Here is a 15,029-nt window from a genome sequence, read left to right on the forward strand (position 1 = left end):
TGTTCGCAAAGAGTTTCTACCCTACCCATGGCATCATGAAATACATAGATTACAATTCTAAGGAGGAGTTTTATGAGCCAATTAACTGTAAATTTATTAGAGAAGGTAGAAAAATTCTTAAGCGGTAAAAAACATTTGTACATTAATGGAGAATTTGTAGAAAGCAAATCTCAAAAAACATTTGAAACATATAATCCTGCTACTGGGGAGGTTCTTGCAAACGTATTCGAAGCTGGTCCAGAGGATATTGATCTTGCTGTTAAGGCTGCTAGAAAGGCATTTGATGAAGGCAAATGGTCTAAGATGAGTGCTTCCAAAAGAAGCAGACTTATGTATAAGCTAGCAGATTTAATGGAGGAAAATGCTGCTGAGTTAGCACAATTAGAAACATTAGATAACGGAAAGCCAATTCGTGAAACAACGAATGCTGACATTCCGCTAGCGGTTGAGCATATGCGTTATTATGCGGGCTGGTCAACGAAAATCGTTGGTCAAACAATTCCAGTAAATGGTCCATTCTTCAACTATACTCGTCATGAGGCAGTTGGGGTTGTCGGACAAATTATTCCTTGGAACTTCCCACTTCTAATGGCAATGTGGAAGATGGGTGCGGCACTTGCTACTGGCTGTACAATTGTACTAAAGCCTGCAGAGCAAACGCCTCTTTCAGCATTATATTTAGCAGAATTAATTCAAGAAGCCGGCTTCCCTCCTGGTGTCGTTAATATTGTAGCAGGTTTCGGTGAGACAGCTGGCCAGCCGCTTGTGGATCATCCGCAAGTTGACAAAATTGCATTCACTGGCTCTACAGAAGTTGGGAAACTGATTATGGAAAGAGCTTCAAAAACGTTAAAAAGAGTCACTCTTGAACTGGGTGGAAAATCGCCTAACATCATCCTTCCAGATGCGGATTTATCAAAGGCTATCCCTGGTGCATTAAATGGGGTTATGTTTAACCAAGGTCAAGTTTGCTGTGCTGGTTCCCGAGTATTTATTCAAAAGAAGCATTTTGATAATGTTGTGGCAGACATGGCAAGCCATGCTAAGAACATTAAACAAGGTGCAGGTATTCATGCGGATACAGAGATTGGCCCGCTCGTCTCCATCGAACAGCAAAATCGTGTCCTAGGCTATATCGAAAAGGGCTTAAATGAAGGAGCCCAGCTTGTTGTTGGCGGTGACAAGCCACAAGAACAAGGCTACTTTGTCTCTCCTACTATTTTTGCTGATGTAAGTGATGAAATGACGATCGCGAAAGAAGAAATTTTCGGACCTGTTATTTCTGCCCTGCCGTATGATGATATTGACGAGTTAATTAATCGTGCGAATAGCAGTGAATACGGACTGGCAGCGGGTGTTTGGACTCGTGATGTTGCAAACGCACATTATATTGCCAATAAACTTCGTGCTGGAACAGTTTGGGTTAACTGCTACAATGCTTTTGATGCAGCTTCTCCGTTTGGCGGATACAAGCAATCTGGTATTGGCCGTGAAATGGGATCGTATGCTTTGAATAATTACACAGAAGTGAAGAGTGTTTGGATTTCAATGAAATAAAGAACTCGCTTAGAAGGCCAAAGGAATCGATATCCTTTGGCTTTTTCATTTGTTTAAAATAAACCCTCCCACCCCATATCATATGTTCACATATTATCCATAGGATTTTTCTCACATTTTCATTATTCTTATATAGGGAGGGGAAATAATGAAAAAACTATATATTATTTGTGGAATTGTTGTCATTTTAGGGATCTCAGCTGGAATTTCCTTTTTTATTATTCGAGATGTGACATCTAAGATTCCAGATGACATTACACTTGTAACGATGCATGAAGAGAAATATGCGTTCTCGGAATCAAATAAAAAGTTGAAGCTGGTCGAATTTATGTATACCCACTGCCCAGATATTTGTCCAACGACTACGCAAAAAATGAAATTTTTGAAAAACGATTTAGAAAAGGCTGGGGTTTTTGGCAAAAATGTTGAATTTTTAACGGTTTCCATTGACCCTTATCGAGATACGCCTGAGAAAATGCTCAAGTATATGGAAACCTTTGAGATTGAAGATGATGGAAATTGGCTTCTCCTTACAGGAGACCAGAATAATATGAAAGAAGATCAGCAGGAAATAAAAGAGCTAGCTGACACTTTTCAATTTCAATACAGAGATCCTGGGAATGGTTTCTATGTTCATAGTACCTTTGTCTATTTAATTGATGAAAATAATAAATTTATTAAGAGATTTCCAATGGGAGAAGAGTTTAATGAAAAGGACATCTTCAAAAAAATTATGAATGAAATTTAAAATAAAGAAAAAACGTTAAACGACCTCATGTTTAACGTTTTTTCTTAATTTGGAATATAAGTATTGGTTAGTTCGGACTTGATGATAGTCTTTTGTTTTGTGGGAAAGCTATGAGCATTTTTGATCTTGGTTTTGTAAAGCTTACATTAATCCCTGCTTTTTTTAGACGATTGACTAAATCAACGAGCTGTTTTTTGGCCACAATAAAAACTCCTTTATCCTGCCTGTATAGATTTATTGTACATGAAAAATATGAAAAAACTATGAACAACTATGAAAAGTCTTAAATTTTTTCATGGAATTTTGCTGAAATGATCTCCTATATTTATTCTATATTTTATGATCTTTTCCTGTATTTTTTCGTAAATTTAATTTATTATTTTTTTAGTTAGCACTTCTCTATTTATAGAAGAAATTAGCGATTGTTCAAAAAAAGTGGTATAATTTTATAGATTATGTTTTCTGGAGGAATTTAGATAAATGATAACAGTTAGTAATGTAAGTCTTCGTTACGGTGATCGTAAACTATTTGAAGACGTTAATATTAAATTTACACCCGGTAATTGCTATGGGCTAATTGGAGCAAACGGCGCTGGGAAGTCAACTTTTTTGAAGATTTTATCAGGGGAAATTGAATCACAAACTGGAACCGTTCATTTAGGTCCTGGTGAGCGTTTAGCCGTATTAAAGCAAAACCATTTTGAATATGAAGAGTTTGAGGCGTTAAAGGTTGTCATCATGGGACATGCAAGACTATACGAGGTTATGCAGGAAAAAGATGCAATCTATATGAAGGCTGACTTTACAGATGAAGACGGAATGAAGGCTGCAGAGCTTGAAGGGGAATTTGCTGAGCTTAATGGCTGGGAAGCAGAGTCTGAAGCGGCGATTCTTTTAAAAGGATTAGGTATCGGTGAAGAGCTCCACACGAAAAAAATGGCGGATCTTTCTGGGGGAGAAAAAGTAAAGGTATTGCTTGCACAAGCTTTATTTGGCAAACCAGATGTTCTCCTATTGGACGAGCCGACAAACCACTTAGACATTAAAGCTATTCAATGGTTGGAAGAGTTTCTAATTAACTTTGAAAATACTGTCATTGTGGTATCTCATGATCGTCACTTCCTAAATAAAGTATGTACGCATATCGCAGATTTAGATTTCAGTAAAATTCAAATTTATGTTGGGAACTATGATTTCTGGTATGAATCAAGCCAGCTAGCTCTTCGTATGGCATCGGATCAAAACAAAAAGAAAGAAGAAAAAATTAAAGAGTTGCAAGCATTTATTGCCCGTTTTAGTGCAAACGCATCTAAATCAAAGCAGGCTACTTCTCGTAAGAAGCTCCTTGATAAAATTTCATTAGACGATATTAAGCCATCTTCAAGACGTTATCCGTATGTTGGGTTTACACCTGAACGTGAAATCGGAAATGATTTGCTTCGAGTTGAGGGAATCAGCAAGACTATTGATGGTGTTAAGGTATTAGATAATGTTAGTTTCATTATGAATAAAGACGACAAAATCGCTCTTGTAGGTACGAATGAAATTGCGAAGACTACGCTTTTCAAGATCTTAATGGGTGAACTTGAAGCTGATAGCGGCTCTTATAAATGGGGAGTTACAACTTCACAGGCTTATTTTCCAAAGGACAACTCCGAGTTCTTTGAAAATAGTGATTTGAATCTTGTTGACTGGCTTCGTCAGTTCTCTCCTAACGATCAAAGTGAAAGCTTCTTAAGAGGATTTCTCGGCAGAATGCTATTCTCAGGCGAAGAAGTGTTAAAGAAAGCAAGTGTTCTTTCTGGAGGAGAAAAAGTTCGCTGCATGCTGTCAAAAATGATGTTAAGCGGCGCGAACGTACTATTGCTTGATGAGCCTACAAACCACCTGGATTTAGAATCAATTACAGCTTTAAATAATGGTTTAATCAATTATAAGGGCTCTCTTATTTTCTCATCTCATGACCATCAATTTATTCAAACGATTGCAAACAGAATTATTGAATTGACACCAAATGGTTATGTTGATAAGCAAATGACATATGATGAGTATTTAGAAAACACCGAATTACAAAAACAAGTTGCTGAAATGTACAAATAATATAAAAAACAGGATGGAACCTTAGGGCTCCATCCTGTTTTTTATATGTACCATTTAATAATCCTGTTTTTTCTTTTTGTGAATACTTGAATCTGATGTTCTTTCACCTGTTTCCATATTGGTTGTTCCCTGCCCTTTTACTTCTGGAGAGCTTAATCCAGCTTTAGATGGGTCCTTTTTTCTTTTCGACATTTGATCTCACCTCCCTTCTTACTGTTTCTTGTCTCCTGCGTAATTATTCCTTAAAACGACAGAATAAAAATCAGGTAAAATAGCCAATCTATCAACGGAGGAGGTGTAATTGATAATGAAAAAGATTGCTGTAGAACAATCATTAACAAATGTGTCTGATGCACTTCGTGAAAAGGGATATGATGTAGTTGACTTAAGGTCTGCTGCTGATGCAGAAAACTGTTCTGCATGTGTAGTGACAGGAATGGATAATAACTTTATGGGCATGCATGATATTGTAACAAAAGCTCCTGTAATTGAGGCTAGCGGGTTATCTGCTGATGAGGTTTGTCAGCAGGTTGAGCAGAGATTACAATAATCGATTGATACAAACAAAACGCGGAAAATAGAATTCCGCGTTTTGTTTTTCCATTTATTTATAAGGTCAGTTTCCACTCTTCTCCATTTCCTGCTTTTTTGTATAGTTATTAATGGTAAGATTTAATATAATGTATTTATACATTTAATAGAGTGAGGGATTGAAAAACATGGAAGGTAAATTTTTTAAGATTTTTATTCTATGTTTTCTAATAGTGTTAGGAGGCTGTACCTCTGATAAGCAGGATGATCAGTCTAACCGTAAAATCCAAGCGAATATCGAGCTCACAATTTCTGCAGCTGCTAGTTTAGAAGATGCTTTTATTGAAATAAAGCCGTTCTTTGAAGAAGAACATAAAAATATTAAGTTATACTTCAACTTTGGCGGATCTGGAGCTTTGCAGAAGCAAATCATCCAAGGCGCACCTGTAGATCTTTTCTTTTCAGCAGCGGAGGATAAATTTGATGAACTTGTTGCACAAGGAATAATAGCCGAGGATCATAGTATGGACAGGCTGGAAAATACACTTGTATTAATCATACCAAAAGAATCTAATAATCCGATAGAAGGATTTAATGAGCTTGCTAATCTTGGCGATAGAAAAATGGCTCTCGGGACACCTGAAGTAGTTCCAGCTGGAAATTATGGTAGACAAGCTCTTGAATATTTAAATTTATGGGATCAAGCCCAAGGAAACATCGTATTTGCAAAGGATGTAAGACAAGTATTAACCTATGTAGAAACAGGGAATGTTGATGCAGGTATAGTTTATAAAACAGACGCGAAGTCATCTAATAAAGTAAGGGTAGTTGCAGAGGCAAATTCGAGTAGCCATGACCCGATTATTTATCCAGTTGGAATCATAAAAACTACTAAACATTTGAAGGAAGCTGAGCTATTTTATCAATTTCTTCAAGAAAAGAAAGCAGCTGAGGTATTTGTCAAATATGGATTTAATGTATTGGATTGATTATTATGAATGATTTATTTCTATCACCTGTTCAACTTTCTATAAAAGTATCAGTCATATCACTCATTTTCGTCTTTATTATTGGTACATTGTTGGCAAAATTCATGTTGGAAAAAAACTTTAAGGGGAAAGTAATAGCAGAAACTATTTTTATGCTTCCACTTGTCCTCCCTCCAACAGTAATTGGCTTTTTATTAATTATTATTTTTGGAAATTCAAGCCCTGTTGGGAGATGGCTTCAATCAATTTTTAACCATCCTATTATGTTTACTTGGTGGGCTGCAGTTATTGCTTCATCTATTGTAGCCCTGCCGCTTATGTATCAATCAGCGAAAACAGGATTTTCTGAAGTTGACCGGGGAATTAAAGAGGCTGCTAGAGTGGATGGAGCTGGAGAATGGACAATCTTTTTCTTAATTATGATGCCCCTTGCCTATAAATCTTTAATAACCGGAGCCATATTAAGCTTCGCGAGGGCACTTGGGGAATTTGGCGCCACACTTATGTTTGCTGGAAATATTCCAGGCAAAACGCAAACGATGTCAACAGCCATTTATATGTCAATTGAATCTGGAAACATGCATCTTGCTTGGGCACTTGTAGGAACAATGATTGTAATTTCATTCCTAATGCTTCTTCTTGTTTCAATTTTTAAATAAAAAACGATAAACGGTTATGATTCACGTTTATCGTTTTTTTAATTTTTGTAACCCTATAAACAGGACTCCAATAATGAGGAGAACCATTGCGTACTTTCCATAATAACCCATCGTTTCATTATTTGCTTGATCAATTATCCGATCTGCAGTCTCTTTTTTGTTTTCTTTTTTCTCAACTAAGGAAACAGATTGGATTAAATCCCCATTTTGACTTGTTAATCGCAACTGTCCATTCGAGGTTAGATGTTTTTGATAGGAAGAAGTTGGGATGGTAATCATAACATCGCGTTCATCAGTTGTGTATGTTCTTCCTTCTGTTTGAAAAATATCAGATTTACTAATGTAGGAATGTTTAAACTGCTCAAACCCATAGTCAAGCAACCGCTTTGTATCTTCATAAACTTCTTTATCATTTGCTCCTTTCAAAACAATGACAGTTAGCTGCATCTTGTCTCGAATAGCCGTTGTAGCCAATGTGAATTGCGACTCCTGTACATAGCCTGTCTTTCCGCCGTTTACAGCTTCATATGGAATCTCCCCTTTAAGCATCCGATGATGAGTTAAAAGAGTTGTGTCCCAAGACTTTCCAATCCATTTTAATTCCTTTGTTCCATAAATTTCCCTGAAGATTTCATTCTTAAGAGCATAATTTGTAATTTGGGCCAAATCCTTCGCTGTTGTATAATGATTTTCGTCAAAAAGCCCATGCGGATTTGTGAAGTGTGTGTCTTTCACATGTACCTTAGTTGTTAAATACTGATTTATTTGTTCTTCAAATTGATTTCCGTCAAGATGCTCAGCAATCGCAGCTGCTGCATCATTTCCGGAGTTAATGAGCATGCCTTGAATTAATTTTTTTAACGGAACTTGCTCCTCTTCTTCCAGAAATACACTTGTCCCATCTGCGTTTGCTGCCGCTTCACTAACGGTTACAGTATCCTCCAGCTCACCATTTTCAATTGAATAAATGGCAGTAGCTATTTTCGTTAAGCTTGCAGGAAACATTTTTTGTTCAGCGTTTTTTTCAAAAAGTACAGCACCCGTCTCAGAGTCTACAAGGATCGCCGATTCGCTTTGTAAATCGGGTGTCGTTAGCGCTTCTGCTTTCACAAAATTGTTTGCTGGCATACAAAGATAAAAAATGATTAATATTAAAAGAAATATCTTCTTCATACAATTCCCATCCATATTATCTTATTCTTGTCCATTTTTTGATTGTATCAAAACTTTTTCTTTTTAGGAGAAAAGTCATAAAATTGTTATATAAATGTTAATTTCAATATATTTTTTGAAAAAATAGGCAAAAAAATAAGCAATCCATTAGGATTACTTATCAGGAGCTGCACCCTCCTCCACAACTTGAACAGCTAGAACCTCCGCCCGAGTCACTGCCTGAATCTTTTGATGAGCAGCTGCTGCATCCATATCCATAACATGAGGACCCCCCTCCACTCGCCTTTGCCTGCTTAATTGGAATGAGTGGATTCATATCATGTGGGAATTCTTTTGGTGAATACATCGAGAAAAAAACAGCAGCAGGAAGAAGTTTATAATATTCTTTATCTGCACTTATACGTGAAAAAGAGTATTCATTATTGTTATTCATCATTAATTCTGCTTGAGATATCTCCAGCTTCATTTTACTGATTAAGTATTTTTTAATATCCAGCCAATCTTCTGTTGCCCTGAAATAACGATTTAAAAGCTCATCTTCTGATAGATTTAAAAAATCTTGAAGAATTTCAGGCTTTATCGGGTGTCTTAAAAATCCGCCCCAAAGCATACGGCTATTCGTAGTGGACTGGAATAAGCTTAAATATACCCAATCAAAAAAAGCTCTTTCTCCTGGAATCGGTTTTGACTCTATATTTGGTGTATGATGTAAAAATTCTTTGTAAAACTTATGAGAAAACCTTTCATAATCTTTTGTAAACATAAGCATTTCATGCCAAATTTCATCTACTCTTTCACTAAACATCGGGACTGTCTTTAATAAACTGTTTAAAATAAAATACCTTTTCAGCTCAAAATATGTCCAGTCAAAATCGTGATCTGTCCAATTAGCATTGTTTTGTAAAACTCGATTCTTTAATTGACTAACATAGGACGAGGGTAATGATGAGTGAAGGAGCTTCACGATTTCCTTATCTCTAGGCTTTAAGATTCCAAGATTTGCAGGAATCGTCTCATACTTTAGTCTAAACTTCCTTCTCCATTTCCTTCGTTTTAATAGGAAAAAAACTATTAGAAACCCTACCGCTATTAAGATAATGCCTTCCATTTTCCATCCCCTTTCCTACTGCTATTTTAATTATATCTGCAGTATGTATAATTTTTACAGCCATTTTGGCTAAATTAGGAGGAATGTACTAGTCATTTTAATACAAATAGGTATTTTATGAAAGAAAATAAATAAATTAGACAAGTTCTGCCTCCCTGTCAGCATATCTATAGTAATGGACAAACATTAAATGGGGGGAGAAAGTCAATGCCATTTTTGATTTTGAAAAAAAGAGCCATCATCATGTTTTTAGTTATCTTTGTAGCTATTGCCTCTGCTTCAATTTGGTTAATTGTTAACAAAGATGCTATTTCTGTATTTAGCCAAGAAGCAAATGAGGAAGTTCGGGAAATTCACATTGTGACAGGAGAATTTAAATCCAAGCTTCCAAATGGAAAAGAAATTGAATCATACCGCTGGGATCCGGGAACGATTTTTGTGAAAGAAGGAGAAAAAGTAAATCTCATTATTTCAGGCGTGAATGGGGCTGAGCATCCATTTTCTATTGAAGGAACCGATATTAAAGGAATAGTGAAAAAAGGCGAGGATACGGTTGTCCCTCTCCATTTCAAAAAAGAAGGAATCTACAGATTAATTTGTCATACCCATCACGGAAAAGAACAAAATGGACCGATGATTGCTTATATTGTGGTGGATTAAAAAAACAGCGTTAGGAATTTTCCTAGCGCTGTTTATACTTTATTTCCACCAATTGTCATGCATGGTTGCTGGCATTCTTCTTTTATGCTCAGAAAGGAGATAGCGTCTTTCAATTTTATCAACTGCATCTTGGCTTACTTGTTTGCCCTCGAGATAGTCATCTAGTTCATCATATGTGATCCCAAGTTCGGTTTCATCTGCCTGTCCCGGTTTATGATCAAGAAGGTCCGCTGTTGGAACTTTTAAATATAGTCTTTCATCGGCACCTAATTCCTTTAGAAGTGCCTTCCCTTGCCTTTTTGTTAACCCCGTCAGTGGAGTGACATCTGCGCCCCCATCACCAAATTTCGTATAAAAGCCTGTGATAGCCTCTGCAGCATGGTCAGTGCCAATGACTAGCAGCCCACTCTCACCGCCAAATGCATACTGGGCAATCATTCTCATTCTTGCCTTAACATTTCCCTTTTGATAATCACTTAATGGTTTATTAGTTACAAGCGAGTTATATTCATTTTGAATCTCATCAACGGCTGATTTAATGTTAAAAACATATTCCTGATCAGCTTTAATAAATGAAAGTGCCAGCTTCGCATCCTTTTCGTCCCCCTGAACGCCATAAGGAAGGCGAACAGCGATAAACAAGGCTTCATGGCCCTCTTTCCGTAACTCTTCTACTGCCAGCTGTGCCAGTTTCCCTGCTAGAGTTGAATCCTGCCCGCCGCTAATGCCAAGAACATATCCTTTCGCTCTTGTTTTTATTATATAATCTTTTAAAAAAGTAATTCGATTTCTGACTTCTTCCTTTGGATCTATATGTGGATTGACATGCAATTTCTCCATTATTTCCTTTTGTATGGTCATTATTCTTCCTCCCGCTTAACGATGCTGTCTCATCCCTGATCTTTTTTAAAGCTTGTTCACTTTATCTTTTACTCTTCTAATATGCTCCATTTTATTATCCCAGCATTTCTGACTTAAGTCGACCGGATATTCTGCTGGATTTAGTGAACGCCTATTTTCCTCCCAGAGTAAAGTTAAATTTTCTTTAACAACTTGTTGAATGTCCGTCAGTTTAGGAATAGTGTAAACAAGCTGTCCGTTTATAAATATATCTTTGTGAAGCTCTCTCGCTTCGAAATTAGATACATATTTTTTAATATAGGTGTGAATAGGATGAAACATTTTTAACCGTTTTTCCTCTTGTGGGTTTTCATCCTCTAATGCAATATAGTCACCTTCAGATTTTTGGGTTTCTTTATTAATAATCCGATATACCTTTTTTAATCCTGGTGTTGTCACCTTTTCCGGGTTTCCGCTAATCTTGATCGTATCGACCATTTGACCCGACTCATTCTCAATGGAGACGAGCTTATAGACAGCTCCAAGAGCAGCCTGGTCATAGGCAGTAATCAATTTCGTTCCTATACCCCAAGCGTCTATTTTGGCCCCCTGTCCCTTTAAATTCAAGATCGTATATTCATCAAGATCATTGGATGCAATTATTTTGGCGTCTGGAAAACCAGCTTCGTCTAGCATTTTTCTAGCTTCCTTTGATAAATAGGCTAGGTCTCCACTATCTAGCCTAATGCCGATAAAGTTTATCTGATCTCCAAGTTCCTTTGCGACTTTTATAGCATTTGGAACTCCTGATTTCAATGTATCATATGTATCAACTAGAAAAACGCAATTTTTATGTCTTCTTGCATATTTATGAAAGGCAATGTATTCATCCTGGTAGGCTTGAACAAGTGCGTGGGCATGTGTGCCAGAAACAGGGATACTAAATTTCTTACCTGCCCTAACATTCGAGGTTGACTGAAATCCCCCTATGAAAGCAGCTCTTGCACCCCAGATGGCTGCATCCATTTCATGTGCTCTTCTAGATCCAAACTCCATCGCAGTTTCATCACCTAGTACTTCCTTAATTCGGGCAGCTTTTGTTGCAATTAACGTTTGATAATTAATGATGTTCAGAAGAGCTGTTTCAATCAATTGTGCCTGTGCAAGCGGTGCCTCAATTCTCATAATCGGCTCATTTCCAAATACGAGTTCGCCTTCTGCCATTGAGCGAATAGTACCAGTGAATGTAAGTGTTTTTAAGTATTCGAGGAAATCTTCCCGATAACCTAATACGTCTCTTAAATAAGCAATATCACTTTCAGAGAAATGGAAATGATTAATATACTCGATTACTCTTTCCAGCCCAGCAAAGATTCCATATCCGTTTTTAAAAGGAAGTTTGCGAAAATATAAATCAAAAACAGCCTTTTTATTATGAATTCCGTCTTCCCAATAGGTTTCTGCCATATTTATTTGGTATAGGTCGGTATGCAGAGTTAGACTGTCGTCCTGAAAATAATGATGCATGAAAAATCCCCCTAGCAAATTATTAATACTACCATTTTACCCTCTAAATTGTTGGATTACACGAAAATGAACGGTTACAAATGAATATAAAAAACTAAACAAAGTGACTAGTCAGAAAATAGCCATTTTGTTTAGCTTTGATTTCTTCTGCCAACCATTTGATAAATAACAAAAGGCGTGCTTAGCAAAACAGGAAATATATAATAGCTAAGCCGATAAAACATGATAATTAACAAGCTTAATTCTGCTGGAATCCCGTGTGTCTCCATTCCAATGAGAAAAACTAAATCAAATGACCCAATCCCTCCTGGAATAAGGCTAATGATACCTGCACAAGCCGAGATAATCACGATCGGAAAAATAATTGAAAAAGGGACAGCTACGCTCAACAAGTGGGCAATCCCCCATATACATATCCCAACAAATAACCATTCAAAAATGGATATGGTTATTAATTCAGCAATAAAACCCTTTTGTAAGTTTTCTAAGCTCCAAAACCTTTTTCTAAATGAAAAAAGAATTAGTAAGACCGGTGTATAAGCAGCAATAGCCCAGACCGCAAATTTCATAAACTTGATTTCAGCATACACATGCATATCTGAAAAGGCTACTTGCCAAGAAAGAATGGATAGACCAGTTAAATAAAATAGAGAAATCTTTGCAATAATTCTAATGACTGGAACAGTATCAGGCGCATATTTGCGATAAAAAATAGAACGTAATGTCGCACCTGCCACTCCGCCAAATCCAACTAAATTTGAAAAAGCATTTGCAGATAAGGAATAAAAAATAAACTGTATCTTTCGAGCTCTACTTTTAAATAATTGAAAAAGAACAACATCATAAAAAAACATCGGAATTAAGGCAATTAAACCAATCATAAATATCATAATAATTCTTTGAAGAGAAAGCCTGTCTAAATATATGTCAATTAAATTCCAGTTAAAATCCTTAAACAAACCTTTTGCTTCATAGCTGATTATTAGCAAGATTAATATAGGAAATACAATCTTTGCAATTGTTAATAACGTTTTTCGCTTAATAAAAGACAAAATACCCCACCGTTCAATCAAATAGTCCATCCATCCTATATTCTATTACTTACTTATATTTGGTACAACCATTATTATTTCGTAGTCATTAAATTGGATAGTGTTCTCAATTGCGCCGTAATAAAAAATCAATTATAATTTACCCATTGCCCTAAAGTACCGAGGTGAGTAAATGTTAGATTTTTTGATGGATGCTTTCAATATTACAGCTGATCATTCCATCTATGTTAGTTTTATATTAGGGCTCATAATTAAATTTTTATGGGTATGGAATATCCAATATTCATTTCATGATTCATTGTATGATTCAGAACGCTGTAATTCTAATACAATAATTCCAATTAATTATTTGAGGGTAAATGTTCAGAGGAACCCATTTTTAAATTGGATTTCAAAATGTGCGAGAAGAATAGACGATCAAAGTGGTGATCCAGACAGTGATTGCTCCTGCCAACTTAGTTAAAACGATACTAGGAGGAGTTAATCGTATGAAAAACAAGAAAAGTATTTTTCTTTTTATACTAATATCAGTCGTAACCTTATTTTTATCAGCATGTTCTACTCAAATTGGCCAAAATAATGATGGAATTTTTCATAAAATTTTTGTCGAACCTTTTGCCTCTCTTATTCATGGAACAGCTGCAGTTTTTAATGATAATTATGGGATATCAATTATTATAATTACACTTGGCATTAGGCTTATTCTTATGCCACTTATGTTGAAGCAGTATAAAAACCAGCGCCTAATGAAAGAAAAAATGGACGCGCTTAAGCCAGAAATGGACGAGATCCAAAAGAAATTGAAAGCAGCAAACGATCCAAAAGAAAAGCAAATGCTGCAAAAAGAATTAATGGGCCTTTACCAGAAGCATGGTGTGAATCCGCTTAATATGGGATGTCTGCCAATCCTTATTCAAATGCCAATCTTAATGGGCTTTTATTATGCCATTAGCGGTTCAGAGGAAATTGCTGCCCACTCCTTCTTATGGTTTAATCTTGGGCACGCCGATATTTGGATTACAGCAGCTGCGGGGATTGTGTACTTCTTTCAATTCAAGGTTTCACAGGTGACAATGCCAATTCAACAGCAGCAGCAAATGAAATTTATGGGGCTCTTATCGCCGATTATGATCGTAATGGTCTCTTTAAATGCACCAGCTGCTTTACCACTATATTGGACTGTCGGCGGTATATTCCTAACAATTCAAACAATGATTGGGAAAAAGCTTTATCCATCGGAAAAAAAGGATGTCCTACAAACATCAAATCCGATTAGCGGTAAATAGTAAAGCGGGTGACTTGGTCACCCGCTTTATAAATTTCCAATAATAAAGCCAAAAAATGCAAGTGTAATTCCTAATACATAGGTTAACGATAAATAGGTAATGGCTTTGACTTTTTTATTTGCCTGCATGAGCTTAACAGCCTCCAAATTAAATGTGGAAAAAGTTGTGAAGGCACCCATAAACCCAGTTCCAAGTAAAAAATGAATGTGATCACTTTCATTTATCCCAATGATAAATCCTAATAAAAAGGAGCCCAATAAATTAACAAAAAGTGTTCCGAGAGGGATTTTATCAGATAACTGACTATTCAACAATAAAGAAAGTTTATACCTGCAAATAGCTCCAAGGAATCCGCCTATACAGATCAGCAATACATTTATGATCATTTTGCTTCCTCACGATCCCGCAGTTCCACCATTTTAAATCCTAAATAAATGGCAGCTAGCCCTCCAATTAAGCTAAAGAAAACATATAAAAAAGCAAAAAAATATGAGCCGCTATTCAATAATAGAACTGCATCTGAGCTTAAGGTTGATAAAGTTGTGAAGGAGCCAATTGCTCCAGTGCTAATAGCAATTTTTATTTGTGGATTCATTCTTCCTTTTTGGCTGAATTTCACTGTAAAAACACCTAAAAGGAGCGCTCCTATAAGATTTGTTAGAAGTGTTCCAATAGGAAAACCCTCTCCCCAAAGTGAGACTGAAATTGAAAACATCAAATATCTAAGGAGACTTCCTACTATGCCTCCTATTCCTATAAAAATATATGTCAACAGAATCTCCCGCTTTCAGAATTTAGT

Annotated in this window: 17 protein-coding genes; 8 read left to right on the plus strand and 9 right to left on the minus strand. The window is 36.2% G+C overall.

The features are described from left to right. Positions 1-72: 72 nt before the first annotated feature. Together RRV45_RS11235 and RRV45_RS11240 are read left to right on the plus strand one after the other, a co-directional pair. The gene (locus tag RRV45_RS11235; RefSeq protein WP_315664784.1) at positions 73-1,557 is read left to right on the plus strand and encodes an aldehyde dehydrogenase family protein; all 1,485 of its coding nucleotides are present in this window, start codon (positions 73-75) and stop codon (positions 1,555-1,557) included. A 148-nt stretch (positions 1,558-1,705) separates the two neighbouring features. Next, complete coding sequence (locus tag RRV45_RS11240) at positions 1,706-2,305, plus strand: SCO family protein (protein ID WP_315664785.1); 600 nt, start codon at positions 1,706-1,708, stop codon at positions 2,303-2,305. Positions 2,306-2,372: 67 nt separating this feature from the next. On the opposite strand, the gene RRV45_RS11245 is transcribed toward RRV45_RS11240, so the two are convergent. Continuing rightward, positions 2,373-2,507 carry a hypothetical protein gene (locus RRV45_RS11245; RefSeq protein WP_315664786.1) on the minus strand — a complete coding sequence of 45 codons (135 nt, stop codon included), beginning with the start codon at positions 2,505-2,507 and terminating at the stop codon, positions 2,373-2,375. Between the two features lie 278 nt (positions 2,508-2,785). Between RRV45_RS11245 and RRV45_RS11250 the strand changes: the two genes are divergently transcribed. Continuing rightward, positions 2,786-4,405 carry an ABC-F family ATP-binding cassette domain-containing protein gene (locus RRV45_RS11250; RefSeq protein ID WP_315664787.1) on the plus strand — a complete coding sequence of 540 codons (1,620 nt, stop codon included), beginning with the start codon at positions 2,786-2,788 and terminating at the stop codon, positions 4,403-4,405. A gap of 54 nt (positions 4,406-4,459) precedes the next feature. Here RRV45_RS11250 and RRV45_RS11255 read toward each other — a convergent pair whose 3' ends face one another. Further along, on the minus strand, positions 4,460-4,597 hold the full coding sequence (locus RRV45_RS11255; protein WP_315664788.1) for a YuzL family protein: 138 nt from the start codon (positions 4,595-4,597) through the stop codon (positions 4,460-4,462). 115 nt (positions 4,598-4,712) lie between these two features. On the opposite strand from RRV45_RS11255, the gene RRV45_RS11260 reads away from it, so the two are divergent. The 3 genes from RRV45_RS11260 to modB all read left to right on the plus strand — a co-directional run bounded on the left by RRV45_RS11260 (position 4,713) and on the right by modB (position 6,584). Continuing rightward, positions 4,713-4,955 (plus strand): YkuS family protein, encoded by a 243-nt coding sequence (locus tag RRV45_RS11260; protein ID WP_315664789.1) that lies wholly within the window; start codon positions 4,713-4,715, stop codon positions 4,953-4,955. Between the two features lie 169 nt (positions 4,956-5,124). Then, positions 5,125-5,925, plus strand: a complete 801-nt coding sequence (modA, locus tag RRV45_RS11265) for a molybdate ABC transporter substrate-binding protein (RefSeq protein WP_315664790.1) — start codon at positions 5,125-5,127, stop codon at positions 5,923-5,925. Positions 5,926-5,930: 5 nt separating this feature from the next. Next, positions 5,931-6,584 carry a molybdate ABC transporter permease subunit gene (gene modB, locus RRV45_RS11270; RefSeq protein ID WP_315664791.1) on the plus strand — a complete coding sequence of 218 codons (654 nt, stop codon included), beginning with the start codon at positions 5,931-5,933 and terminating at the stop codon, positions 6,582-6,584. Positions 6,585-6,611: 27 nt separating this feature from the next. Here the strand turns inward: modB and RRV45_RS11275 are convergent, their stop codons facing one another. Together RRV45_RS11275 and RRV45_RS11280 are read right to left on the minus strand one after the other, a co-directional pair. Next, the gene (locus RRV45_RS11275) at positions 6,612-7,757 is read right to left on the minus strand and encodes a D-alanyl-D-alanine carboxypeptidase family protein (RefSeq protein ID WP_315664792.1); all 1,146 of its coding nucleotides are present in this window, start codon (positions 7,755-7,757) and stop codon (positions 6,612-6,614) included. Positions 7,758-7,917: 160 nt separating this feature from the next. Then, on the minus strand, positions 7,918-8,865 hold the full coding sequence (locus tag RRV45_RS11280) for a glycine-rich domain-containing protein (protein WP_315664793.1): 948 nt from the start codon (positions 8,863-8,865) through the stop codon (positions 7,918-7,920). 207 nt (positions 8,866-9,072) lie between these two features. On the opposite strand from RRV45_RS11280, the gene RRV45_RS11285 reads away from it, so the two are divergent. Continuing rightward, positions 9,073-9,525: a cupredoxin domain-containing protein gene (locus RRV45_RS11285; RefSeq protein WP_315664794.1), complete on the plus strand. Its 453-nt coding sequence runs from the start codon at positions 9,073-9,075 to the stop codon at positions 9,523-9,525. 39 nt (positions 9,526-9,564) lie between these two features. On the opposite strand, the gene nadE is transcribed toward RRV45_RS11285, so the two are convergent. The 3 genes from nadE to RRV45_RS11300 form a co-directional block, all read right to left on the minus strand. Beyond that, a complete protein-coding gene (nadE, locus tag RRV45_RS11290; protein WP_315664795.1) occupies positions 9,565-10,386 on the minus strand; it encodes an ammonia-dependent NAD(+) synthetase in 822 nt (273 codons plus the stop codon). A 45-nt stretch (positions 10,387-10,431) separates the two neighbouring features. Beyond that, positions 10,432-11,892 (minus strand): nicotinate phosphoribosyltransferase, encoded by a 1,461-nt coding sequence (locus tag RRV45_RS11295; RefSeq protein WP_315664796.1) that lies wholly within the window; start codon positions 11,890-11,892, stop codon positions 10,432-10,434. A 131-nt stretch (positions 11,893-12,023) separates the two neighbouring features. Further along, complete coding sequence (locus RRV45_RS11300) at positions 12,024-12,965, minus strand: putative bifunctional lysylphosphatidylglycerol flippase/synthetase (protein WP_315664797.1); 942 nt, start codon at positions 12,963-12,965, stop codon at positions 12,024-12,026. 467 nt (positions 12,966-13,432) lie between these two features. Here RRV45_RS11300 and yidC point away from each other — a divergent pair, with 467 nt between their 5' ends. Next, positions 13,433-14,230 carry a membrane protein insertase YidC gene (gene yidC / locus RRV45_RS11305; RefSeq protein WP_315664798.1) on the plus strand — a complete coding sequence of 266 codons (798 nt, stop codon included), beginning with the start codon at positions 13,433-13,435 and terminating at the stop codon, positions 14,228-14,230. Positions 14,231-14,256: 26 nt separating this feature from the next. Here yidC and crcB (RRV45_RS11310) read toward each other — a convergent pair whose 3' ends face one another. Continuing rightward, complete coding sequence (crcB, locus tag RRV45_RS11310) at positions 14,257-14,616, minus strand: fluoride efflux transporter CrcB (protein WP_315664799.1); 360 nt, start codon at positions 14,614-14,616, stop codon at positions 14,257-14,259. Further along, complete coding sequence (crcB, locus tag RRV45_RS11315) at positions 14,613-15,002, minus strand: fluoride efflux transporter CrcB (protein ID WP_315664800.1); 390 nt, start codon at positions 15,000-15,002, stop codon at positions 14,613-14,615. The genes crcB (RRV45_RS11310) and crcB (RRV45_RS11315) overlap by 4 nt, the downstream gene beginning before the upstream one ends. Positions 15,003-15,029 lie beyond the last annotated feature (27 nt).

It is taken from the genome of Bacillus sp. DTU_2020_1000418_1_SI_GHA_SEK_038 (genome assembly GCF_032341175.1).
Classification (GTDB): domain Bacteria; phylum Bacillota; class Bacilli; order Bacillales; family Cytobacillaceae; genus Cytobacillus.